Raw genomic sequence first — 23,559 nt, forward strand, 5'->3', positions numbered from 1 at the left:
CGCCAAGAAAAACACGAAACTCAATATTTACAATGGTTTACATGGAAACAAAGTCAGCAGACCTGACCCGAAATCCCGCAGAAAACCGCCAGACCACATCCACAGAAACCCCCATAAGCCACTTACCCACAGACTCACCAAACATATCCACACCCCAAAACACCCAAAACCCGTGAATCACACCTAACACCGTCAAACTCAGACGGTCAGATATCCTTCATCAGGCGCAGGGCGTCATAGATCGCCGCGTGGGTGTTGCGGGCCGAAACCGCATCGCCGATCCGAAACAGCTGAAAGCCCCCCTGCCCCGCTGCTTCGTCCGCGCGCCCGTGCGGCTGCGGCCTCCCGGCGATCAGGGCGTCGTAATCGACCTGCCCGCCATTCAGACTATGCGGCTTCAGGTCGAAATAGAGATCGTCCAGCGGCAGCGTGCCGTAGTTGAGCACAACCTGATCATAGAGCTTGCTGGAGCGATGGCCGCTGTAATCCGTCCCCAGCACCGCCAGAAGCCGGTTGCCTTCCTTGCGGACCTCCAGCAGGCGCCGCGCCACGGTGAAGGTCACATCCAGGTCCTGCAGGCTGCGCATATAAGGGACAAGGTTCATCGCCATCACATTGGGGGCAAAGACCCGGTCCGGTGTCATCACCTCAACCGTCGCGCCCGCCTGGGCCGCAACCTCGGCCGCCTGAAGCGCGGGGTGATCGCCGCTTTCGTCATATATCAGCACCGAGCCGCCCGGCTTAACATCCCCCGAAATGATATCCCAGGCCGAGACAACATGCGCCGCCTCCTCGCCCGCCTCGAACAGCTGCATATTCGGCAGCCCGCCGGTGGCCACGATCACCACATCCGGCGCAAGCCCGGTCACATCCTGCGCCTCGGCCCAGGTGTTGAATCGAAACTGCACATCCCGTGCGGCACATTGCGCCATGCGCCAGTCGATGATGCCCATCATCTCGCGGCGGCGCGGGTTCTGTGCGGTCAGGCGAATTTGACCGCCGGGATCGGAGGCAGCCTCAAATACGGTGACCGCATGGCCGCGCTCTGCCGCAACACGCGCGGCCTCCAGCCCGCCGGGGCCAGCGCCGACAATCACCACCTGTTTGGGCTCTGCCGCGCGGGTGATCACATGTGGCATCGTCAGCTCACGCCCGGTTGCGGCGTTGTGAATGCACAGCGCCTCTCCCGCCTGATAGATCCTGTCCAGACAATAGGTCGCGCCTACACAGGGGCGGATGTCCTCCTCGCGCCCCTTCCTGATCTTCTGCACGATATGGGGATCGGCCATATGGGCGCGGGTCATCCCCACCATATCAAGAAGCCCCCCGGCAATCGCATGGCGGGCGGTGGCCACATCGGGGATGCGGGCGGCATGAAAGGTGGGCAGGCCCGTCGCCTGCCGGACCGCACCGGCAAAATCCAGATGCGGCGCAGACGGCATCCCCTGCACCGGGATCACATCGGTCATTGCCGGATCCGTATGGATGCGGCCCCGGATCACATTCAGGAAATCCACCATGCCGCTGGCGGCCAAGCGTCTGGACATCTCCAGCCCCTCGTCGGGCGAGATGCCGCCTGCCGCCGCCTCATCCGCCGTATACCGCAGACCAACGATGAACTCATCCCCCACCCGCTCGCGGACCGCCCCCAGCACCGCCATCGGCAGCGCCATCCGACTGTCGAGCGTCTGGCCGCCATATGGCCCGTCCAGATCATTGGTCAGCGGCGACCAGAACTGATCCAGAAGATGGCCATAGACCTGTAGCTCGATCCCATCCATGCCCCCGGCCTGCATCCGCTCCGCAGCATCGGCGAAATCGGCGATGACGCGGGTGATGTCCCAATCCTCCGCCAGCTTCGGAAAGGCGCGGTGTGCAGGTTCGCGGTGGCGCGACGAGCTGATCGAGGGCAGCCAGTCGCCCTTGTCCCAACCGGTGCGGCGTCCAAGATGGGTCAGCTGGATCATCGCCGCGCAACCATGCTCATGCAGCTGGTCGGTCAGATTGCGGATCCAGGGCACCACCTCATCCTTATAGGCGAGGATATTGTTGAACACCGGCGGGCTGTCACGGGATACCGCCGCGGAGCCTGCCGTCATCGCCAATGCCACGCCCGCCTTGGCCCGTTCGGCGTGATAGGCCGCATAGCGCTCCTTTGGCATGCCGTCCTCGGGGTAAGCCGGTTCATGACTGGTGGTCATGATCCGATTGCGCAGTGTCAGATGTTTCAGCTGATAGGGCTGCAACAAGGGATCGTTGGACATGACAGGCTCCTGCAAATGGCGCGGACCACCAAAGCGAGGGCGCGCGGGATCCGCCGACAAGATCACAGCTCTGGACATATGTGTCAGGTCAATTTCCGACCCTGTCAAGAGCCCCGCACGACACGGCAGCGCCGATGGTGACCGGTCAGGGGTGACCGGCGGGTCTCGTGACCGAGAGAGAGCCGCCACCCGGCGCCTGCGCTAAAAGGCAGTGAACTCCCCGGCACGGCTGCGGAAGAAGCCTTTTAGCGCGGTCTTGAACGCGCGCACCTTGGCAGAGGTCAGCAGGTCCGGATGGCTCAGCACCCAGATCGGCGCATAATCCTGCGGCGCAACCCCCGGCAGCGGCTCCAGATCCGGATCACTGCGCGCCAGATAGATCGGCATCCTGACCGCGCCCAGCCCCGCCTTTGCCGCCGCGATCAGCGAAGTCATATCGTCAAACCGCGCCCGGATCCGATGGTTCGGATAATGTTGCAGCGCGGCCTTTGGCGGCGCGTCATAGCCGCTGTAGATCACCCAGTCCAAGGGCGCAGCGGGATCCGCCAAAGCCCGCGCCACCAGATCCCGCCGCGCGACGCAGGCGGTTTTCTGATCGGCCAGATGCAGCCCCACCAGGCTGTCGCCCGGCGCCCGGCTGATCCGGATCGCCAGATCCGCCTCGCGCCGGGTCAGGTCCAGCACATCATTGGTCGCGCGAACCGTCAGCTCGACCTCCGAGTGGTCCGCGCAGAACTGCGCCAGAAATGGCGCGAGATGGCTTTGGATCAGCAGCTGTGGCGCCGTCAGCACCAGCTCACCCGAAAGGCTCTGATCGCGGCCCGACAGGTTGCGCAGGGCCGATTGCTCGGCCTGCTCCATCCGCCGCGCTGCCGCGGCCAGCTCTTCCGCCTCGGCGGTGGCCAGATAGCCTTCGGGCCGACGCTCGAACAGCGGCCGCCCCAGCATGTCCTCGGCCCGCTGCACACGGCGCGCCACGGTGGTATAGCTGACGGACAGCGCCTGCGCGGCCCCGGCCAGGGATCCGGCCCGCACCAGCGCCAGAATGGTCCGCATGTCATCCCAGTTGATCTGCATACATGCGTTTTCGCATGGGCAGCACACAATTGCATGTGTTTTCTCGCGGCACGCTTCCCGGCATCAAGACGCCATCAACAGTGAAAGGACAACAGATGGCCTATGTCTACGTAAACCTCCTCCTGCACGACCCCGAGACTATGGCGGCATATCGTGAAAAAGCAGGCGCCGCCTTGCAGAAACACGGCGCCAAAGTGCTGGTCTCAACCCCGCAGCAGACCGTGATCGAAGGCACGCGCGATGCCACCGGCATCGGGGTGATCCTCCAGTTTGCCAGTCCAGAGGTCGCCAAGGACTGGATCAACGATCCCGAGCTGCAGGACGTCCACGCGCTGCGACAAGCCGCCGGCAAGAGCGCGATCACGCTTTTGGCCTGACCGCTACTCCTCTGTCACAAACGCTCCCGCCCGTCGGCTGGCGGCGGAGCCCCCACCGCCCGTTGGGTCAGGCGCCGCGCCCATTGGGCCCGGCGCAGGTCGCACCCGGCCGCATCTCATGCGCCCGACACGGTTCGTCTTTGTTTCCAACGCTGCAACGGGCCGCGCCCGCGCCGGGCGCCAGCGCAGCGCCACCGAAGACAACGGGCGCGGAACCCTTAGGTTCCGCGCCCGCTTTGATCTTCGCCAGACGACCTGCCGGATCACTCGGCTGCGATCTGTCCTTCGATCTTTTCGACCTTCACCGCCGAGAACTTGAACTCGGGGATTTTGCCATAGGGGTCCAGCGCCGGGTTGGTCAGGATATTGGCAGCCGCCTCCACATAGGCGAACGGCACAAACACCATATCCTCGGCAATCGCCCGGTCGGCCCGCGCCATGATCTCGATCGAACCGCGGCGGGTCGTGAGGCGGACCATCTCGCCCGGCTCGACGCCCATCAGCTTCAGCGTGCGCGGGTTGAGCGAGCAGTTCGCCTCCGGCTCCACCGCATCCAGCACCTTGGAACGACGGGTCATCGACCCGGTATGCCAATGCTCCAGCTGGCGGCCGGTGGTCATGATCATCGGGTACTCCGCATCCGGCGCCTCATCCGGCGGGATCACCGATGCCGGGGTAAAGCGGGCGCGGCCCTCGGGGCGCGGGAAGCCATCGCCGAACACAATCGCCTGACCGGGATCGGTCTCATGCAGCGACGGATAGGTGATGGTCTCGGTCTCCAGACGCTCCCAGGTGATGTTGTTGAGTGACTTCATGTTCAGCTTCATCTCGGCAAAGACTTCGCTGACATCCTTGTAGTCCCATGGCAGCCCGATGCGCTGCGCCAGCTCAACAGTGACCTGCCAGTCCTCACGCGCCTCACCCGGCGGCGGCACCGCAGGCCGCACACGCTGCACCTGGCGGTTGGTGTTCGACACGGTGCCGTTCTTCTCATAAAGCGCCGAGGCCGGCAGGATGATGTCAGCATAGTTCGCCGTCTCGGTCAGGAAGATATCCTGAACGATCATCAGCTCCAGCTTGGCAAAGGCCTCGCGCGCGTGATCGGCATCCGGGTCGGACATCGCCGGGTTTTCACCCTGGATGTACATGCCCTTGATATTTCCGGCATAGGCCTCGTCCACGATCTCGGTCACGGTCAGGCCCTTCTCGTTCGAGAAGTCGCCGCCGCCCCAGACATCGGTGAAGCTCTTGCGCACATCATCCGACGTCACGGTCTGATAGTCCGGCAGGAACATCGGGATCAGGCCCGCGTCCGACGCCCCCTGCACGTTGTTCTGGCCGCGCAGCGGGTGCAGACCTGCGCCCGGTTTGCCCACGTTGCCAGTCATCAGCGCCAGCGAGATCAGGCAGCGCGAGTTATCCGTCCCGTGGATGTGCTGGGAAATCCCCATACCCCAGAAAATCAGACCCGCATTCCCACCGGCAAAGATCCGGGCAACACGGCGCAGCTGATCGGGGCTGATGCCGCAGATCTCCGACATTTTCTCGGGCGTGAACTGCTTCAGATGCTCTTTCTCGGCCTCCCAGTTCTCCGTCCAGCGGTGGATGTACTGACTGTCGTAGAGCTCTTCCTCGACGATCACGTTCATGATCGCGTTCAGCATCGACACATCCGCGCCGGGGCGAAACTGCACCATTTCGGTTGCAAACCGGCGCAGGCCGACGCCGCGCGGATCCATCACGATCAGCTTGCCGCCGCGCTTGGTGAACTGCTTGAAGTAGGTCGCAGCAACCGGGTGGTTCTCGATCGGGTTGGAGCCGATCACAATGGCCACGTCGGCGTTCTCAATCTCGTTGAAGGTCGCGGTCACAGCACCGGAGCCGACGTTTTCGATCAGCGCCGCAACCGAGGATGCGTGGCACAGACGGGTGCAGTGGTCGACGTTGTTGTGCTTGAAGCCCTGACGGATGAACTTCTGGAAGAGATAGGCCTCTTCATTGGTGCATTTCGCCGAGCCGAAGCCCGCAACCGATTTCGGGTTCTCATCGCGCAGGCGCATCAGGCCCTTGGCGGCCAGATCCATCGCCTCTTCCCAGGAGGCTTCGCGGAAATGGGTCGAGAGATTGCCGGGATCGACGTTCAGGCCCTTGGCCGGCGCGTCGTCACGGCGGATCAGCGGCTTGGTCAGGCGGTGCGGGTGGTGGATGTAGTCGAAACCAAAGCGGCCCTTGACGCACAGGCGGCCTTCGTTTGCGGGGCCATTGATGCCATCGACATATTTGACCTTGCCGTCCTTGACCTTGAGCGAGACCTTGCAGCCGACACCGCAGAACGGGCAGACGCTTTCGGTCTCGGTATCATAATCCTTGCTATCGCCGACCTGCTGGTCATCCATCACGGTCGCGGGCATCAGCGCGCCGGTCGGGCAGGCCTGCACACATTCGCCGCAGGCCACGCAGGAGGACTGCCCCATCGGATCCGCCAGATCGAACACCGGGTAGGCGTCATGACCGCGGCCGGCCATGCCGATCACGTCATTGACCTGCACCTCGCGGCAGGCCCGCACACATAGGTTACAGGAAATACAGGCGTCCAGATTGACCTTCATCGCCACATGGCTGTCATCCAGCAGCGGGATGCGGTTCTTTTCCAGCTTGGGGAAACGCGACTCTGAAACCCCGTTCAGCTCTGCCATATCCCACAGATGCGAGGACTTATCGCGCGCCTCTTCCTGCTTCGGCTGGTCCGCGATCAGCAGTTCCATCACCATCTTGCGGGCGTTTTCAGCGCGCGCGTTGTTGGTGGTGACCACCATGCCCTCGGCAGGTTCGCGGATACAGGAGGCGGCCAGCGTGCGCTCGCCCTCGATCTCGACCATACAGGCACGGCAGTTGCCGTCCGGGCGGTAGCCGGGCTGCGGCTTGTGGCACAGATGCGGGATCTTCAGCCCGCGGCCGTTGGCGACTTCCCAGATGGTCAGGCCCTTCTCTGCCGTGACCTGCTCGCCATCGAGTGTGAAAGTGACTTTATCGCTCATGGCTCAAACCTCATCCATCTGAAGTGTCACGCGGAGGGCAGCGCCCGTCCCGGGGTGGGCGTGAAGCGCCCGCCCATGGGGGCGGGTCGGGCGCTGCCCGGCGGTACCCGCCGGGTGGAGGATCTCAATAGCGCCGTACATCTCAGACCTCATCCGGAAAATGTTTCATGGTCAGGCGGATCGGGTTGGGTGCGGCCTGACCCAGACCGCAGATCGAAGCATCGACCATTGCGGTGCTCAGCTCTTCCAAGAGGCCCTGATCCCATTTCTTCTCGCTCATCAGCTTGACGGCTTTCTCACAGCCCACCCGGCAGGGGGTGCACTGGCCGCAGCTTTCATCCTCGAAAAAGCGCAGCATGTTCAGCGCCGCGTCACGAGCCGAGTCCTGATCGGACAGCACCACCACAGCGGCGGAACCGATGAAGGTGCCATGCGGCTGCAACGTGTCGAAATCGAGCGGGATATCATTCATCGACGCAGGCAGCAGGCCCGAGGAGGGGCCGCCCGGCTGATACGCCTTGAAGACGTGGCCATCCAGCATGCCGCCGCAGGCCTCGATGATGTCGGTGATGGTGGAACCGGCAGGCAGCAGATGCACGCCCGGGCTCTTCACCCGGCCCGAGACCGAATAGCTGCGCAGCCCCTTGCGACCGTTCTTCTCAATTGAGTTCAGGCATTCCGGGCCTTCGCGGTTGATCTTGGCGACCCAGTAGAGGGTTTCCACGTTGTGCACGAGGGTCGGACGACCAAAGACACCCACCTGCGCCACAAACGGCGGACGGTGGCGCGGCTCGCCGCGCTTGCCTTCGATCGATTCAATCATCGCGCTTTCTTCGCCGCAGATATAGGCCCCTGCCCCGCGGCGCAGGTCGATGTAACCTGCCTCGACGATACCGGCCTCTTCCAGCGCGGCGATCTCACGACGCAGAATTTCCAGCACCGCCGGGTATTCGTCGCGCATGTAGATAAAGGCTTTCTCGGCCTCGACCGCCCAGGCGGCAATCAGCATCCCCTCAAGGAAGACATGCGGCGTGCGCTCTAGGTAGTAGCGGTCCTTGAAGGTGCCCGGCTCGCCCTCATCGCCGTTCACGGCCAGATAGCGCGGACCTTCGTTGGCGCGCACGAAACCCCATTTGGTGCCGGACGGGAAACCAGCGCCGCCCAGACCGCGCAGGCCGGCTTCTTTGACCTTGGCCTGAACCGCTTCCCAGTCGCCATTTGCGCGCAGGTCTTTCAACGTGGCATAGCCGCCATCCGCCTCATAAGCGGCAAAGGTTTCATACGCGGGGATATGCGCGTGGGTATCATCTGCCGCAATCGCCGCTTCTACCTTCTCAACCGTAGCGTGGTCGATGTGGTTGTGGCCGATTTCCAGCACCGGCGCCGTATCGCAGCGGCCCATGCAGGGTGCGCGCAGCACGCGGACCTGAGAGGCATCCAGCCCATCTTCCAGCGCCTTCTTCAGCGCTTCGGCCCCGGCCAGCTCGCAGGACAGCGAGTCACAGACCCGGATGGTCAGCGCCGGCGGCGGGGTCTCGCCTTCCTTCACCACATCGAAATGGGCGTAGAAAGTGGCGACCTCATAGATCTCGGCCTGACCGGTGCGCATCTCCTCGGCCAGCGCCCGGATATGCGCCGCGCTGAGGCAGCCGTATTTGTCCTGAATGAGATGCAGGAACTCGATCAGGAGATCCCGGTTGCGGGGCCGATCGCCAAGCAGGTCCAGAACCTCGCTATGCGCCTGATCATCCAGCTGCCGGCCCTTGGGCGTTTTGCGCCCCTTGCCTTTGCCAGATTTCCAAACGCCCTTGCTATTGTCCAAAGGTGCCACGATGACCTCCACTTCGCGATGCCAGATAAGGCGGCATTCCATTGAAGAAGCCTATCGTCAAATCGGAAAATTCAAAGGTACGATAACGAACGCTTATTGCTTGAAATCGTCAACCACGCCCTTCATCGCCTTCACCGTCGTCAGTTCGGGCTGGCGGTCCAATGTGACCATACAAATAGGTCTGCTCGGCGTCGGATCGACCAGCCGCAGCACCCTGGCGCCGGACAGCGGCCCCAGCGCATCCATCAGGGCTTCCGGTAGGATCGTGGCAACCGAGCCCGCCCGCGCCATCACAATCGCCGACATGAACCCGCTGGAATCCGAACGCACCTGCGGCCGCAGCCCCTGATCGGCGAAGATCCGGTCCAGAATCCGGCGATTCTGCATCTGCGGCTCCAGCAGGCTGAGTGGCAGCTCTGCTGCCTCGGCCCAGGAAATACTGTCCGCGCCATGTCCGCGATCCACCACCATCGCCTCGGGGGCGACCAGCACATAAGTCTCCTCATATAGCGGCTGGATGGTCACCTGATCGGGACCCAGGCTGTCGTGATAGGTGACGCCTGCATCAATTGTCCCGTCAAACAGGCGCTGCTGGATCACCAGCGAGCTCAGCACCTCGATCCGGGCCAGAACCCGTGGGTGGGTGAGATGCAGCCGGTCCACCATCTGCGCGGCATAGGCTGTTGCGGTGGGCACCACCCCCAGCACCAGCGTGCCGGTGACCTCGCCACGTGCGGCGGCCACCTCCTGCTCCAGCGCCTTGGCCTCATCCAGGATCGAGCGGGCCCGGCGCACGATCATCAGACCCTCTTCGGTCAGCCCCTGAAACCGATTGCCCCGGCGCACGATGGACACGCCCAGGCGCTCTTCCAGATTGCGGATCCGCATTGAAAACGCCGGCTGCGACATGCCGCAGTCCTGCGCGGCCTTGGCAAAATGGCGGTGACGCGCCAAAGCGCTCAGCAACCTGAGATCCTTGAGTTCGATCACCGCTCGTTTTCCTTGCTACTGCCGGGGCGCCGCTGTCGGTCATACACCATTCACAGCGGGTCGCGCCATCGGTTGCCAGCACGAGAGCGGCAGTTTTGGCGCAGGCCAGCAGGCTGGGCAGCCTGCACCATATATATTAGGGGGCGATGGAGGCCGCACTCATGCGCCCCGCTACCGCCCCCGATCAGAGCAGGCCTCAGGCCTGCCGCTGTGCCGTCGCCGACCGGGCAATGCCATCATAGATCCCGGTCAGAATATTCAGCACCCGCGTTGCCTCACCGATACGGTTTTCCACGCCCGGCACCTGCGACAGCGCCTGAAGCAACAGGTTGCGACGCTGCACATCATAGGCTGCGGTGATCCCCAGCCCCTCCTCCGTTGCGGAATAGGTCACCCCGCCACGCCCCGATCCGGTCTTGCGGATCAACCCGGCCGAAGCCAGCTTGCGCAGTGAATACTGGATATTCGGAATGTCATCCCGATTGGTGACCCGCGCAAGCTCCTTGATCGTCTTGGGCCTGTCGTTCATGCGGATAACGTTCATCAGAGTGATTTCGGGACCCGAGGCGGACAGATCCGACACAAGTCCAAGACATTCGGATTGCCAACGCGCAAACCCCTCGAATGTTCTCATCAGTGCAAACTCGAAATCGCTCAGATCATCTTCGGCACCATTATCAAAAGTCTGATCCACCGCATTCGCGGTCTCAGTCTTGGGTGATCCGGAATAGATATCCAACAAATAGTCTCCTTGGTTCAGCGGCATAAATAAGCCTCCGGTGGCGGCGAAACCTGCTGTCAAGGTGTTTCACGCGCATTCGTTCCCCAAACCCGTCACCACGCTCCTTAGTAAGTATCTGGCGTTAGGTTTCAACCCGTCCGTGCAGCAGAAAATGGGGCCAAACTCGGCGAATTTATCCAAGGGGTTGGAGAATCAGCGGAATTTAAAAAGCAAGATAAACTTTAGTTACGCATTATTTTTAAGAATATAGATAAAATTTCACGCCAAGGGCGCCCTGAATCATATTATTTCCGTGAAAACGCGCCCACAGGCCAGACTCATGCGGGGGCGCAGCCCGCCCGGCAGGCCACCCGCCTGTTCGCAATAAAATGGCAGCTTAATCATCACTTTGCGCAGCGGGCGCGGGCCCGCCTGCCCACCGATCGCGCCTGAAATTCGCCCGCCTCAGCCTGCGCTCATTGCGGATGTGCCTATTAATTCACCGGTAAGTCCTCAGGGCTATGCTACCCGCCGACGATGTGCACAGGCACATGTTGTGAGAAGGAGCAGAGCTTGGAACGACGGGCGGACCTCATGTTGGTTGTCGCGCAGGCATTGGCCGTGATGGTGACCATCACCGGTTGCGCTGCCGCACGCCTGATCGTTGCGTGGCGACCGGAGATTTCGACAGGGGCCAACTGCCGGCGCCCATATCGGTCGAAGACTCATGTCGCGGTACGCCCGCTGTTGCGGCACCCGCAGGCAATCAGACCTGCTCTTTCAGCTCGGTATCAAGATTGGGGCAGCGCAATCGCGCGCCTGCTGATGACCGGCGTCCGCCAATCTTTGGTCCGACGCCACAGTATGTTCACCATGTCACCGCCCCCAATCGGGCATGGTTCTCTCGGTTTGCCCGTTCCGGTCAACCAATTCGCGAAACGACGCAGCCGAAGCTTGCGGCTGTGTCCAGGGGGCTGTCGGTACTGAATCCGACACAAATTCCGCCAGCGCGTCCGTTCCGCGCAATGGCAATTGAAAGGTGCTGAAATGAAATTCCGAAATCCTGCGCGTTCCGTCATGAACAGGCTGTCTGTCTTTGCCAAATGCAGCCTTCTCATCGCGGCGTCCACCCTCGTGGTGACCTTGTTTCTGACTTGGGAAAACCAGAAAATCCTCGGTGAAGCTGTAGATAGTGGCGTACAGACACTGGCTGAAGGCGTGACCGTAACCGTGGCCGCGCGCAGCGGCGGTGCAATCCGCTTTGGTGATACCGAACGTCTTGAAAGCGACCTGCAATCCCTGATCGAGCTGTCGAACGGCCGGTCCAGCCACGGGATCGCCATCAATGGCAAAGGCAAGACGGTTGCCTCCACCGGCACCGCAACCGAGGCTGAAATTGCCGAACTGACCCTCGTCGCCCAAAAAGCGATGGAAAACAACCAGATGGAGTATAGCGAAAACGGCTATCTCGTCGCCGCACCCGCCACCGCCGGTGCCGAGGGGACGGTGGTCGTCGGCGCGGTCGGGATGGTCTGGAGCCCGGATGTCGCCTTTGCCGAGGTGGCGCCGAACCAGCTGCTGTCCTTCATTCTCGCCGGTGGCGCCTTTGTGGTGATGCTGGGCCTGTCGATGTTTGCCCTGCGCTCCATGATGTCGCGCCCGTTGGGCGATGTTGCCACCGCAATCAACCGCTTGGCCGAGGGCGATTATGATCACGACACCGAACATCAGGCACGGGGCGACGAAATCGGCCTGATCGCCCGCCATATCGAGGCGCTGAAATCGCAGCTGTCCGCCGCCAGAACCGTGGAAGATCAGCGCCGTGCCGACCAGGCGGCGCAACGGGTTGTGGTGGATCGCCTGAATGACGGGCTGCACGCGCTCTCGGAGGGGGATCTGTCGCAGACCATCGACGATGAATTCTCCGCCGATTACGAAAGCCTGCGCCAGAACTTCAACAAGACCGTCGACAAGATGGTCGGCATTATCGACGCGGTGATCGACAACTCATCGCGCATCCGTGCCAGCGCCGAAGAGATCAGCCAATCCTCCAGCGATCTCTCCCAGCGCACCGAGAGCCAGGCGGCCACGCTTGAGGAGACCGCCGCCGCCATGGAGCAGCTTACCGTCAGCGTGAAATCCGCAGCCGATGGCGCCCGCGAGGTGGAGGGCATCGTATCGGAGGCCAAGGAGACCGCCGTCAACAGCGGCCAGGTCGTCACCCGCGCCGTCGACGCCATGTCCAAGATCGAGCAATCATCGGAAAAGATCTCCCAGATCATCTCGGTCATCGACGATATCTCGTTCCAGACCAATCTGCTGGCGCTGAACGCAGGGGTCGAGGCCGCCCGTGCAGGCGAAGCCGGCCGTGGTTTTGCGGTTGTCGCCTCCGAAGTGCGCGCCCTGGCCCAGCGCTCCTCCGATGCCGCGCAGGAGATCAAGGCGCTGATCAGCGAAAGCACCGGCCACGTCGGCGAAGGTGTCGATCTGGTTGGCCGCGCGGGCGAGGAGCTGAAACAGATCATCGAACGCGTCGCCACCATCTCGGGCCATGTCAGCGGCATTGCAACTGGCGCGCAGGAGCAATCGACCACGCTGGGCGAAATCAACACCGGCGTGACACAGCTCGATCAGGTGACCCAGCACAATGCCGCCATGGTTGAGGAATCAACCGCCGCCAGCCAGATCCTGCGCAATGATGCCAATGAGCTGGCCCGCCAGGTCTCGGTGTTCAAGACCCGCAAAACGGACAATAACGTTGTCTCTGTGGCGCCCAGCGCACCAGCCCCGGCCCCGGCCCGGCCAGCCGCCGCGCCGAAACCCGCGGCTGAGCACAACCCGGCCCCATCGGCGCATGGCGATGATGACTTCTTCGATGCCAGCCCGACAAAGGCCGCCGTCGGCTGGGAAGATTTCTGATCTCCCCCGGCCACACCCAATAGCGAAAAGGCGCGCCAGATCCGGCGCGCCTTTTTCATATCTGCTTGCCCCCCCTGATACATGGCCCAGTCCCCTCCCCTGCGCGTCCCCGCCCCCGGATGACAGAACCCTGTCGCGAGTATCCGGGCAGCACCATCGCCACTCAGTTCTCTGGCAGGTCCAAGGCTCTGGCAGACCTGAGGCTCTGGCAGCTGATATCACCGCAGCCAAACCGGAGCCGAGCGGGGCGCGAAATCGACGACAATACAGGGAATCTCAAATCGGCCGCGAAACAGCGAGGCCACCGCGCTTTTACCGCCGCAGCAGATCCTGTGCGGTCGCCAGCCTTGGTGGCTGGCGACCGCACAGGATGGATGCGGCCCCGGCAGGCGCTGCCTGCTAGCCAAGTGCAGGGGCTGGTGCCGCAGGGGCGGCGGTCTGCACCGGTGCCCAGACCGGGTAGCCCTGCGGCAGCGCGGCCGCCTCACCCGCCCCGTGTTCATAACCCGCGCGCCAGCCCGGCTGTAGCCAGACCCGCGCGTGATCCGCGCTCGCCTCCATGTCGTGAACCGCGAGGCTCAGCGCCGCCGCATCATGCTGCGCCGTCAGTTGCAGATGATCGCCCGGAGAGACCGACCGTGGCCGATCCAGCAAAAAGGCCGTCCGCCCCCAATGCCCCTCGGAACCAAGATCATTGGTCAGCTGAATCCCCGGCGCCAGCTCCATCTCAAAGCTGACAAAAACCGCATGGACGATACCCGGATGGCTACAGATCAGCGTCTCGGTGGTCCGCCCCGGCCTGACATCCGGGCGCGTAAAATCGAACGCAAACAGCTCTGTACCGGCGCCCAGCGGTCGCAGCCCACAGGATCTGAAATCACTCGGCGTGATCTGCGCAACCCGCGCCAGATGGTGAAAGGCGCCCAGATCGAACCCCTCTGCCATCTGCGGCCGCCACTGCTCCAGAAGCGGCGCACTTTCGACAGGTTGCGCGACCAGCCTGCCGGTTTCGGGAACCGCACGGGCGCCCGGCTTGGCCAGCGCCGACATCGCATGTGACAGCGTATCCAGCGCGCCCTCCCCCAATAGAACGGTATCGACAATCTCCGAAATCACCACATCGGCCTGCTCCGGCATGTCGACACCGAGGATAATCTCATGCGACCACTTGGAAATGACGGTGATCCGGTCGCTCAGACCATTGTCGGCAATCACCCGCGTCGCCGCCTCCGCGATCAGCGGCTGCTGCTCACAGGTATAGACATGTTTCGCCCCGGCCCGCGCCGCCAGCATCGCCGTCAGACCGGCACCGCAGCCGATATCCAGCACGATATCCCCCGGTCTGACCTTCATCGCGATGGCCTCGGCATAGGCACGGTTGCGCGCCCGATCCGCCAGCATCGGAAAATGCCAGCGTGGCACAAACGTCTGGTGCAGCCGCTCCTGCAACACCTGCGCCTCATGGTGATGAGGATCCAGCCGCAGCGCTTCCGACAACAGCTGCGCGCTGCGCATACCGCCATCACCAAGGGGGGTGGATTTGGCAAGCTCCACCAGATGCCCGGCCTCCGCGCGCCCCGCTAGAAAGGGCATGGAGGCGGGTCTAGACGTTTGTGTTTTAAGCAATTTTTAGTTTTCCCTATTTGAGGCAAATGCAACTGATTGCGACTATTCACCACCCGGATCTAAGAATTGGTAAAGCTCACAGCCTATCGCGCACCGAATGTCGGCAGGCCATGCCCCGCCCCCTTGCCAAGGGTGCAAAAGTTTCTTAGCCTGATTTGAAACTCACATCGCACAACGGGAGGACAGCAGCTGAACATGCGTATCATCCGCCGACTTCAGCACGGTCCCCGTCTGGCCCTGTAAATCCGTTTGCAGGGCTGGCCAGAGGAAAATCTCGTCACTGGTCCGCCGATTGCCGCTTTTGCGGCCAAATCTCTTTGACCCGAGTTTTCCATGTCTATCATCAATCTCAATGCGTTGGGCGTCACCCTTGGCGACCCGCTGTTCCGCGACCTCTCCCTGACCCTTTCGAAACCCGACCGGCTCGGTCTCATCGCCGCCAACGGGCGGGGCAAATCGACCCTGCTTGCCTGTCTCGCCGATGAGCTGACGCCGACAACCGGCGAGATCACCCGCGCCCGTGGCCTGCGGATTGGCCACGTGAAACAGAGCCTGCCCGCCGAGGCGCTTGCCGTCACGCTCTATGACTGGGTGCTTGCCGCCCTGCCGGGCGAGCAGGCCGACTATGAAAGCTGGCGCGTCGATGTGGTTCTGGACGACCTTCAGGTGCCTTATGAGTTTCAGCACCAGCCGCTTGGCGCGCTCAGCGGGGGCTGGCAGCGCGCCGCGATGCTGGCGGCCGCCTGGATCACCACGCCGGACCTGCTGCTACTGGATGAGCCGACCAACCACTTGGATCTCAACCGAATAGCCTTTCTCGAAAACTGGCTGTCAGAGCGGCCGCGCGATCTGCCGATGGTGATCACCTCCCACGACCGCGCCTTTCTGGATGCCACGACCAACCGCACGCTGTTCCTGCGCGCCGAAGGCTCGCGGGTGTTCCAGCTGCCATTCTCCGCCGCCCGCGCCGCATTGGATGAGGTCGACGCCGCCGATGCGCGACGCCATGCCAATGATCTGAAAAAAGCCCAGCAGCTGCGCCAGCAGGCCGCAAAGCTGAAGAATGTCGGGATCAACTCCGGCTCCGATCTCTTGCTGACCAAGACCAAGCAGCTGGCCGAACGCGCCGACCGGCTGGAGGCCGCCGCCAAACCGGCCCACCGCGAGCATTCGGCCGGCGACATCAGGCTGACCAACAGCGGCACCCATGCCAAGGCCCTGATTACATTGGATGATCTGACCGTTCAGACGCCGGACGGGCAGCGGCTATACAGTACCGGCCAGAAATGGATCACCCCCGGGGACCGCATTGTCCTGCTGGGCGCAAATGGCACCGGCAAGACGCAGCTGGTCAGGATGATCCAGCAGGCACTGACCGGCGGGGCGGAGCAGATCAGATGTGCGTCCTCTGTCGTTCCGGCCTATTCGGACCAGCACCTCAGCCAGCTGGCCGATAATGACACGCCGCTGGCGCTGGTGACGGCGGCCTCCGACATCGGCGATCAGCCCGCGCGCAACCTTCTGGCGGGGGCAGGCATCAAATTCGCCTTGCAGGACACGGCGGTGAAAGCCCTGTCAGGCGGGCAGAAGGCACGGCTGGCAATGCTGCTCCTGCGGCTTCGCAACCCCAATTTCTATCTGCTGGACGAACCCACCAATCATCTCGACATCGAAGGTCAGGAAGCCCTTGAAGCAGAGCTGATCGGCCAGGATGCCGCCTGTCTGCTGGTGAGCCATGACCGCAGCTTTCTCAGGGCCGTCGGCAATCGCTTCTGGTGGATCCGTGGCCGTCGCCTGGAAGAGGTCGCCAGCGCCGATGCCTTCCTTAGCTCTGAAATGGGCGCGGGCTGAGGGCTATGGCGGCGGCCACCTGTGACCGCCGCCCCGCCAGACACGCCAGTTGCCGAAATATTGAGCAACACATCATCCGGGCCTCTGGCTGCGCCGGTGGCTGCGGCAGAACCGCTTGCGCCGCCACGTGGTTTTCGCAACTCTGCGACACAGAAACGGATACAGACACAACCCCCGGAACAGACCCCGCCCTGCCCAGCGACCGGGGATATACGACCCAAGGATCCAGCCGATGACGACCGATATTGCCATCACCCGCGCCAGCGCCTCCGAGCCCGAGGCTCAGGCGCTGATCAAACGCCATCTGGCACAGATGGCCGCGCAATCCCCCGCAGAAAGCTGCCACGCACTGGATGGCAGCGGCCTTGATGCCGCCGATGTCGCCTTCTTCCTGCTCCGCCGCGACGGGCGGGCCATCGCCATGGGCGCCCTGAAGTCCCTGCGAGACGGCGGCTGCGAACTGAAATCCATGCACACCCTCGCCGAGGCCCGCGGCAGCGGCGCCGGACGCCAGATGCTGGAGTTCCTGCTGGACCGCGCCCGATCCGACGGGGCCTCTGCGGTCTATCTCGAAACCGGCTCGACCGAGGATTTCACCCCAGCCAAACGGCTCTATGAAAGCTACGGCTTTGTCGAATGCCCACCCTTTGGCGACTACAGCAAGGACCCCTGGTCGCTGTTTATGCGCCTTGACCTGCGCGCCGCGGCTTGACCCTTCCCCGCGTCCTGTCATAACTGGCGCCAGCGGTCCCTTAGCTCAACTGGATAGAGCAGCTGACTTCTAATCAGCAGGTTGAGGGTTCGAGTCCTTCAGGGATCGCCAGCATTCCATCCATCAGGATCTGCCCGATAGCGGCGGCGTTTCCGGCGCGCAGACCGGGAGCTTGCCAGAAGGTTGCCAGAAGGTTGCCGGGGCGCTCTGGCGACAGACGCCGTTGCGGCAGCCTTTGCGCTTAACTTGACAAAAGAACTAGGGTTAAATAACTGACCCCGGGCGCAGCGGATGATGCGCCATCCAGCAAGACTCTGCACCTCAGCGGTGCAGGGCTCCAGCCATTCTCGATCACGACACCGATCAAAACGGCGGCACCCTGTGCCAATGGCTGGAGAGACATGTGACACAGGGCAATCCCCCACCCTCAAATGACAGCGCCCGCCGCCGCCCGCAGCGGATGCTGAACCGGCGAGCCTTGCGCCAGGTCGCCGCCCTTATGCGCTGCGCAAAGGATATGGCAGCGATCTCTCCCATGTCCGGTCATAGCGGCATAGCGCGCTGGAGCCTGACCGGATTGCCGCCCAGCCGACATGTGATCCCTGAATGGGAGAGGCCAATCATGACCGCTAACCCGTTGTTCCCCCTGCAAACCATGGCCAGCCCCCCGGCATCGTTCTTTGCCACGGTGCGCGCCGCCCCCGGACAAAGCTATATCGCCGCCAATTGGAGCCTATCATGACCACTCGCAGACCAGCGGCCCTTGCCGCGCTGTTGCTGATCCCCGCCTTCGTCGCCGCGCAGGAGGCGCCGGTGTCGCCAACCCCTCCCGCCCCGCCGGTGCCGCAGGTCGCAGCCGATGCCCCGGCATCGGTGATGCCGCAGATCCCCGCGACCACAGGCTCCGCCGCGCAAGCCCCAGCAGCAGCACCGGCACCGCAACCGGATGCGCCGCAGACCGCGGATGCCGCCGCCCCGGCGCAACAGCAGCGCCTTGCGCAGACCGCCAGCGATGCCACCGCGCAGGCCATGGCGCTCCTGCGTGATGGCGGCCCCTCGATCTGGGTGATTGCCGCTCTTTCGGTGATCACGCTGACGCTGATCCTGTGGAAGATCTGGCGGCTCGCGCTGATCGGCGCCTGGTCCCGGGGCAAGGCCGGCCGCGCTGTCGCCGCCTTTGAACGCGGCGAACCGGACATCGCCCGCGATATCGTCCGGGGCCGTCGCGGCATCCGCTCCAAAGTGGTCGCAACCGCGCTGGCCTCCGTCCACACCCTGCCCGAAGACCGCGCCCGCGAAGAAACCGCCCGCGTCGCCAAGCTGCATCTGGCCTCCGCCGGCTCTGGCCTTGGCGCGCTGGAGTTGATCGCCACCATCGCCCCGCTGCTTGGCCTTCTGGGTACGGTTCTGGGCATGATCGCGGCCTTTCAGGCCTTGCAGGCCGCCGGGTCCAAGGCCGATCCCGCCTTGCTGGCCGGCGGCATCTGGGAGGCGCTCCTGACCACTGCGGCCGGCATGGGTGTGGCCATTCCCGCCTCCGCCGCCCTCACCTGGTTCGAATCCGTGATCAGCCGCATTCGCCGAGACCTTGAGGACAGCGCCACCCGCATCTTTGTCGCCCACCAGCCGCCATCACTGAAACTGGCCGCCGAGTAAGCCGATGCACCTCACCCAAGCTCAGCGCCCCCGACGCAAACCCAGCCTGACGCCGATGATCGACGTGGTGTTCCTGCTCTTGGTGTTTTTCATGCTGGCCTCCCGCTTTGGCACCGATGCGGTGCTCGACCTGCCGCTTGCGGGTCAGGGCGGCAGCTACAACGGCCCGCCCCGGCTGATCGGCATCGGTGCCGGCAATCTCGATCTCAACGGCCAGCCGGTGGCCGAGAGCAACCTGCCAGCGGCGCTCGCCCTGCTGATGGACAGCCCCGGTGACATGCTGGTGCTGCGCGGGCGCGATCAGGCCGATGTGCAGCGGATCACCGATGTGACCACCCTGCTGCGGCAGGCCGGGTTCAGCAATTTTGTGCTGGTGGACTGAGGAGACCCCGTGGACCTGACCGATCCCCCCCGCCGGATGCGCGCGGAATCCATCGTGCCGATGATCAACGTCGTATTTCTGCTGCTGATCTTCTTCCTCATGACCTCGCGGCTCGCCCAGCCTGACCCGTTCGAGGTGACCCCGCCCGCCGCCGCGCTGGAGGGTGAGCCAACATCCGATGCCGTGCTTTTTATCGACGCTACAGGGCGGCTGAACTTCGACGGCCACGAAGGCACCGCCGCGCTCAGCCGACTTGCCGACGCCAGCGGCAAAACCATTCAGCTGCGCGCCGATGCCCGGTTGCCCGCAACCGAACTGGCGCGGATCCTGCGTCAGCTGGCCGCCGCCGGGCTTAGCCGCGCCGAACTGGTGGTGCGCCCGCAATGAAACGCGCCGCCGAACTCACTGTCTTTGCCGGGATCGCCACGGTGATTCACGTTGCCCTGTTTGCCAGCGCCCCCAGATCCGGCGCCCAGTCCAGCGGCGCCGACGGCGATGCTCTCGTCTCGGTTCAGGCCGCCAGCGCCACCGTGGTCGAGATGGTCGAAACCTGGGAGCGCCCGCCGCAGACCCAGCCCCGGATCGACACCGATCTGACCCCGCCACAGACCGCCCCTTCGGCCCCCGTGATACCGCAGTTCGACCTGGCGCAGGCGCCCAGCGCCGCACGGCAGCTCGCGATCAGCCCTCCGCCCCCCGCTGACAGGCTCGACGTCGACAGCGCACCACCGCCGCCGCCAGCGCCACCGCAGACCGTGCCGCGACCACAGCCCGATCCCGATCTGCGCCCCCGTGCAAAACCACGCGCCAAGCCGGAGCCGCAACCGCAAAACGCCCGCAAAGCCGAGCAGAGATCATCGGGGCGCGATGCCCAGCGCGCTGCCGGATCGGGCGGCGGCGCCGAGGCGGGTCAGGCGGGCAGCTCCGCAGCCGCCACCGCAGAGGCCGGTCGACAGGCCAAGCTTCAGGCGATCTGGGGGGCCAAGATCCGCGCCCGTATCGAACGGCGCAAACGCTACCCGTCAGGCGCGCGCGGCAACGGGCGGGTGGTGGTGCGTCTCACCGTTGCCCGCAGCGGTCAGCTGACCAGCCACCGGATCGCCAGATCCTCCGGCAATGCCGCGCTGGATCAGGCCGCGCTTCAGGCCGTCGCCCGCGCCGCAAATTTCCCCGCCGCCCCCCGGCAGCTGACGCTTAGCCAGATGACCTTCAGCCTGCCGATGGATTTTTCGAAGTAACGGCGCGACCGGCCAAGCGCGCCCTTGTGCAGGCGTGAAACCCTGTCCGCGCCCCGTCGCAGGATCACCGCGCCACCGATGCGCCCGCAGGCCGGCGCCAGTGTCGGTGTCGGCGCCTGTTCGCCTAATCTGTTCGCCTAATCTGGTTGCCCAGTCTGGTTGCCCAGTCTGGTCGCCCAGTCTTTTAACCTCACAGAAATATCCGTTGCGGTCTTACCAGATATCCGCGCCCGCACGCTCTGCAACGCGCAGAAAAAGTATCAGCCTGCCTGTCCGAATGTTTCGCGCGCGAAACAATTAGACAGGGACGCTGACCTTTTCCACAGTGCGAGCTGACAACCGGGCTGCCCCAGACACGGACCATGCCGCGCCACCTCGCACCCAAGGTTTACGCGGCAGGCCGCTGTGCCTCAGCCACCGCAAGCTCCGCCATCTCAAGGATCGCCGCGCGGGTGTCGGCCACCGCGATGAACCGGGCGTTGTGGCAGAATTTGGCCCCCTTGACCCCGCAGGCCGCCTCAAGCGCGGCATCGGTCAGCCCGGCCCAGGCCGCAGGCAGATCGGCGCGGCTTTCAAAGCTGTCGCCGCTCTTGCGGATGGTGGTCAGCGTCCAGTCGCTGCTGCGCGGATGGACCACGAACAAGAGATGGTCAGCCCCGGCCGCCTCGACCGCCGCGCGAAAGGGCATTCCCATCGGCAGCTCCAGCACCCGCGCCGCACCTGCGGCCTCGATCGCGCTCAGCACCATGACCTCGGCGCGCCGTTTCGCCGCCCTCCCCCGGACCGCCGCCTCGACAAAGGCGCGCGCCACCGGCAGTGCTGCCAGAAACGCCTGATCATCCGCGCCCTCGCGGCTGTCGTCAAACGCCGGCTTCAGCGTCTCCAGCAGCACCGGCAGCGTCATTCCCGCCAGCGGCCCCGCAACCGAAGGTTCAATCGCGCCATTGTCCAGCAGATCCACCGGCAGCACGAACCCCTGGTCAAAACTGTGGTGGATCGCCTCGATATCCGCCTCCGGCACCGCCAGACTGCGCAGGTAATCGCGGCCATAATGCCGCCAGATCAGCCCAAAGGAGCTATAGGGCTGGCCATCGTCGCGCAGCGGATTGGGGCGCTGGTGATGATCGAAAACCTGCGCCTCGGCATCATAGGCCCGGCCCACGTCATAGATGATCCGCCCCGCCTGCGGCGTGATCCAGGCCTCCTCCCGCGAGCGCAGCAGCGTGGCATCGGGAAACAGCCGCGTCAGAATGACCGAGGACAGCAGTTCATCGGCGTGAAACCCGCCGGAATGGGTCACAAGATGGGTGATGGTCATCAAAGGCGCTCCGCAAGGGCTAACAGGCGTCGGGCACCCGCAAGGCCACCCATCGGTATCAAAGGCGGCGTCGCCATGCGCGCATCATCACGCCCCCGGCGCCGCGCCAGGCTCTTCCCCCGGATAGCGCATCGTGCTGGCAAATTACAGGGGCGAAAAACACCCGCAGATCATTGGCTTGATACACCCAGTGGCAGGTCGGCTAGGCGGCGGGTTTGCGGACCTGAATGCGGGTCCATTTCTCGCCGCTCCACAGATCATGCAGCGCGCCGATCTGGCCCAGCAGCGCGCGCTGGGGGGCGGCCTCGGCATCGCGCAGGTCGAGGATGATCGCCCCATCGGGTTTGACGCTGTTCTTCCAGAAGGTCTCATAGGTGCTGACCGGATAGTGAAAACCGCAGCTGAGCAGCGACAGCGCCAGATCGACATCTCCGATCCGGTTCGGATCCTCGCGGCCCGGATTCACCGTCGTCACATCCGCCACGCCATTGGCGGTCAGAAACGCCCGCGCGGTGCTGAGACTACTATAGGCGGCCCCTTCGGCATCGAAGCCGAAATGGGTTGCCTCATTGTCTTCCAGGTCGATCAGGGTGATCGCGCAGGCAAACTCCCGCGCCAGAAACAGATCAATGAAACCATAGCCACATCCGATATCCGCGACATGTTTCGGCGCAAGTGTCTCCAGCGTGGGCTTCAGCGCCAGATACTCAAGGTAGAGCACGGAAATCGCGCGTTTCAGCAGCAGATCGCCGCGGCGCGCCACTTCGTCCTGCAACTCCTCCGGCTTGCCCTTGGACCAGCGCCGGATCGGTCGGCCGGGACGGTCCAGATCAAAGAGCACCTCGGACCGCTGAAGCACGGTGTTCAGAATATCGGCCTCGCTGAACATGGACAGATCCAGCGTTTCGACCACGCTGGACTGGGCAACCTCTGTGACACGATCTGCGTTGAACATCCTCGCGCTCCTTGCGTCTTCTGTGGCTCTGCGCTGCTGCCGGGCAGCACATCGGTCTGATACCATGAGACCGCAGATAGCGGTAGGAAAACATCCTTCGCAGGCTTGGACTTATCGCAGGTTCGGCATGCGGTCAGTACATCACCGTGTTGAGCGTGACCTCGGGCCGCTGGCCTGCGGCGAGCTTGGCGCTGCCACGGGCGATCAGCCAGCCATCTTCCCGTTCCAGCCGCGCCACAAGCCGCCGGGCGGTATGGTTCTGCGGCAGCTCTGTCTGCGGCAGGCTGAATGCGATCTGCCGGCTGGCGCCATCGCTGATGAGATCGACCCGCGCCGCAGTGTCATCGGGCGCATCTGCCTGCGACGGATCCGACAGGAAGACGGTGATCCGCCCCTTCGGGATCTTGCCCTCGCCGGCAAAGGTGACAATCCCCTGCACTGCTCCCGGCTGTGCCCGGCCGCGATCAGCGGTGACCACCAGCGCGGTTGCAGCCAGCCCGAGGATCAGCTGACGCCGGTGCAGCGGCCGGATATGGGACCGAGGTTGGGACTGTCTGATAGACTGCGGGGCAAGATAGCGGGGCATGGTGTTTCCTCTCCCGAA

18 protein-coding genes and 1 tRNA gene are annotated in these 23,559 nt (G+C 63.9%); 9 read left to right on the forward strand and 10 right to left on the reverse strand.

Features of this window, described 5'->3' with window-relative positions:
• Positions 1-206 precede the first annotated feature (206 nt).
• A complete protein-coding gene (locus VWY60_RS04875) occupies positions 207-2,264 on the reverse strand; it encodes an FAD-dependent oxidoreductase (RefSeq protein ID WP_416539925.1) in 2,058 nt (685 codons plus the stop codon).
• A 201-nt stretch (positions 2,265-2,465) separates the two neighbouring features.
• Positions 2,466-3,341: a LysR family transcriptional regulator gene (locus tag VWY60_RS04880; RefSeq protein WP_416539926.1), complete on the reverse strand. Its 876-nt coding sequence runs from the start codon at positions 3,339-3,341 to the stop codon at positions 2,466-2,468.
• 95 nt (positions 3,342-3,436) lie between these two features.
• Here VWY60_RS04880 and VWY60_RS04885 point away from each other — a divergent pair, with 95 nt between their 5' ends.
• Positions 3,437-3,718 (forward strand): DUF1330 domain-containing protein, encoded by a 282-nt coding sequence (locus tag VWY60_RS04885; RefSeq protein ID WP_416539927.1) that lies wholly within the window; start codon positions 3,437-3,439, stop codon positions 3,716-3,718.
• Positions 3,719-3,981: 263 nt separating this feature from the next.
• Here VWY60_RS04885 and fdhF read toward each other — a convergent pair whose 3' ends face one another.
• From fdhF to VWY60_RS04905, 4 genes are all read right to left on the reverse strand, one after another.
• Positions 3,982-6,756 carry a formate dehydrogenase subunit alpha gene (gene fdhF / locus VWY60_RS04890; RefSeq protein WP_416539928.1) on the reverse strand — a complete coding sequence of 925 codons (2,775 nt, stop codon included), beginning with the start codon at positions 6,754-6,756 and terminating at the stop codon, positions 3,982-3,984.
• Positions 6,757-6,898: 142 nt separating this feature from the next.
• On the reverse strand, positions 6,899-8,629 hold the full coding sequence (locus VWY60_RS04895) for an NAD(P)H-dependent oxidoreductase subunit E (RefSeq protein WP_416539929.1): 1,731 nt from the start codon (positions 8,627-8,629) through the stop codon (positions 6,899-6,901).
• A 51-nt stretch (positions 8,630-8,680) separates the two neighbouring features.
• The gene (locus VWY60_RS04900; protein WP_340547263.1) at positions 8,681-9,577 is read right to left on the reverse strand and encodes a LysR family transcriptional regulator; all 897 of its coding nucleotides are present in this window, start codon (positions 9,575-9,577) and stop codon (positions 8,681-8,683) included.
• Positions 9,578-9,773: 196 nt separating this feature from the next.
• Positions 9,774-10,316, reverse strand: a complete 543-nt coding sequence (locus VWY60_RS04905) for a winged helix DNA-binding protein (RefSeq protein WP_340547264.1) — start codon at positions 10,314-10,316, stop codon at positions 9,774-9,776.
• A gap of 1,029 nt (positions 10,317-11,345) precedes the next feature.
• Here VWY60_RS04905 and VWY60_RS04910 point away from each other — a divergent pair.
• Positions 11,346-13,217 carry a methyl-accepting chemotaxis protein gene (locus VWY60_RS04910; protein WP_416537602.1) on the forward strand — a complete coding sequence of 624 codons (1,872 nt, stop codon included), beginning with the start codon at positions 11,346-11,348 and terminating at the stop codon, positions 13,215-13,217.
• Positions 13,218-13,616: 399 nt separating this feature from the next.
• Here VWY60_RS04910 and VWY60_RS04915 read toward each other — a convergent pair whose 3' ends face one another.
• Positions 13,617-14,810 carry a 50S ribosomal protein L11 methyltransferase gene (locus tag VWY60_RS04915; protein WP_416539186.1) on the reverse strand — a complete coding sequence of 398 codons (1,194 nt, stop codon included), beginning with the start codon at positions 14,808-14,810 and terminating at the stop codon, positions 13,617-13,619.
• Between the two features lie 366 nt (positions 14,811-15,176).
• Here VWY60_RS04915 and VWY60_RS04920 point away from each other — a divergent pair, with 366 nt between their 5' ends.
• The 7 genes from VWY60_RS04920 to VWY60_RS04950 all read left to right on the forward strand — a co-directional run bounded on the left by VWY60_RS04920 (position 15,177) and on the right by VWY60_RS04950 (position 20,682).
• A complete protein-coding gene (locus tag VWY60_RS04920) occupies positions 15,177-16,694 on the forward strand; it encodes an ABC-F family ATP-binding cassette domain-containing protein (protein WP_416539930.1) in 1,518 nt (505 codons plus the stop codon).
• A gap of 232 nt (positions 16,695-16,926) precedes the next feature.
• Positions 16,927-17,406, forward strand: a complete 480-nt coding sequence (locus VWY60_RS04925) for a GNAT family N-acetyltransferase (protein WP_416539931.1) — start codon at positions 16,927-16,929, stop codon at positions 17,404-17,406.
• Positions 17,407-17,440: 34 nt separating this feature from the next.
• Positions 17,441-17,517, forward strand: a tRNA-Arg gene (locus tag VWY60_RS04930).
• A gap of 627 nt (positions 17,518-18,144) precedes the next feature.
• Positions 18,145-19,062, forward strand: coding sequence for a MotA/TolQ/ExbB proton channel family protein (locus VWY60_RS04935; protein WP_340547269.1), 918 nt, complete (start codon positions 18,145-18,147; stop codon positions 19,060-19,062).
• 4 nt (positions 19,063-19,066) lie between these two features.
• Complete coding sequence (locus VWY60_RS04940; protein WP_340547270.1) at positions 19,067-19,444, forward strand: ExbD/TolR family protein; 378 nt, start codon at positions 19,067-19,069, stop codon at positions 19,442-19,444.
• A gap of 9 nt (positions 19,445-19,453) precedes the next feature.
• Positions 19,454-19,831 carry an ExbD/TolR family protein gene (locus VWY60_RS04945; protein ID WP_416539932.1) on the forward strand — a complete coding sequence of 126 codons (378 nt, stop codon included), beginning with the start codon at positions 19,454-19,456 and terminating at the stop codon, positions 19,829-19,831.
• Complete coding sequence (locus VWY60_RS04950; RefSeq protein WP_416539933.1) at positions 19,828-20,682, forward strand: TonB family protein; 855 nt, start codon at positions 19,828-19,830, stop codon at positions 20,680-20,682. The genes VWY60_RS04945 and VWY60_RS04950 overlap by 4 nt, the downstream gene beginning before the upstream one ends.
• Positions 20,683-21,070: 388 nt before the next feature.
• On the opposite strand, the gene VWY60_RS04955 is transcribed toward VWY60_RS04950, so the two are convergent.
• The 3 genes from VWY60_RS04955 to VWY60_RS04965 form a co-directional block, all read right to left on the reverse strand.
• Entirely contained in the window at positions 21,071-22,000 is a 930-nt protein-coding gene (locus VWY60_RS04955) for an MYG1 family protein (protein ID WP_416539934.1), read from the reverse strand.
• Positions 22,001-22,202: 202 nt separating this feature from the next.
• Positions 22,203-22,955 (reverse strand): hypothetical protein, encoded by a 753-nt coding sequence (locus tag VWY60_RS04960; protein ID WP_416535151.1) that lies wholly within the window; start codon positions 22,953-22,955, stop codon positions 22,203-22,205.
• A gap of 133 nt (positions 22,956-23,088) precedes the next feature.
• A complete protein-coding gene (locus VWY60_RS04965; RefSeq protein ID WP_416539935.1) occupies positions 23,089-23,541 on the reverse strand; it encodes a hypothetical protein in 453 nt (150 codons plus the stop codon).
• Positions 23,542-23,559: the final 18 nt, after the last annotated feature.

It is taken from the genome of Phaeobacter sp. JH20_26 (assembly GCF_048056275.1).
Taxonomy (GTDB): Bacteria; Pseudomonadota; Alphaproteobacteria; order Rhodobacterales; family Rhodobacteraceae; genus Phaeobacter; species Phaeobacter bryozoorum.

Excerpts from the sequence above, each read along its gene's own strand:
- VWY60_RS04875 (WP_416539925.1), bottom strand. The coding sequence starts at position 2,264 with ATGTCCAACGATCCCTTGTTGCAGCCCTATCAGCTGAAACATCTGACA.
- VWY60_RS04880 (WP_416539926.1), bottom strand. The coding sequence starts at position 3,341 with ATGCAGATCAACTGGGATGACATGCGGACCATTCTGGCGCTGGTGCGG.
- VWY60_RS04885 (WP_416539927.1), top strand. The coding sequence starts at position 3,437 with ATGGCCTATGTCTACGTAAACCTCCTCCTGCACGACCCCGAGACTATG.
- fdhF (WP_416539928.1), bottom strand. The coding sequence starts at position 6,756 with ATGAGCGATAAAGTCACTTTCACACTCGATGGCGAGCAGGTCACGGCA.
- VWY60_RS04895 (WP_416539929.1), bottom strand. The coding sequence starts at position 8,629 with ATGGAATGCCGCCTTATCTGGCATCGCGAAGTGGAGGTCATCGTGGCA.
- VWY60_RS04910 (WP_416537602.1), top strand. The coding sequence starts at position 11,346 with ATGAAATTCCGAAATCCTGCGCGTTCCGTCATGAACAGGCTGTCTGTC.
- VWY60_RS04915 (WP_416539186.1), bottom strand. The coding sequence starts at position 14,810 with ATGCCCTTTCTAGCGGGGCGCGCGGAGGCCGGGCATCTGGTGGAGCTT.
- VWY60_RS04920 (WP_416539930.1), top strand. The coding sequence starts at position 15,177 with ATGTCTATCATCAATCTCAATGCGTTGGGCGTCACCCTTGGCGACCCG.
- VWY60_RS04925 (WP_416539931.1), top strand. The coding sequence starts at position 16,927 with ATGACGACCGATATTGCCATCACCCGCGCCAGCGCCTCCGAGCCCGAG.
- VWY60_RS04935 (WP_340547269.1), top strand. The coding sequence starts at position 18,145 with ATGACCACTCGCAGACCAGCGGCCCTTGCCGCGCTGTTGCTGATCCCC.
- VWY60_RS04940 (WP_340547270.1), top strand. The coding sequence starts at position 19,067 with ATGCACCTCACCCAAGCTCAGCGCCCCCGACGCAAACCCAGCCTGACG.
- VWY60_RS04950 (WP_416539933.1), top strand. The coding sequence starts at position 19,828 with ATGAAACGCGCCGCCGAACTCACTGTCTTTGCCGGGATCGCCACGGTG.
- VWY60_RS04955 (WP_416539934.1), bottom strand. The coding sequence starts at position 22,000 with ATGACCATCACCCATCTTGTGACCCATTCCGGCGGGTTTCACGCCGAT.
- VWY60_RS04960 (WP_416535151.1), bottom strand. The coding sequence starts at position 22,955 with ATGTTCAACGCAGATCGTGTCACAGAGGTTGCCCAGTCCAGCGTGGTC.
- VWY60_RS04965 (WP_416539935.1), bottom strand. The coding sequence starts at position 23,541 with ATGCCCCGCTATCTTGCCCCGCAGTCTATCAGACAGTCCCAACCTCGG.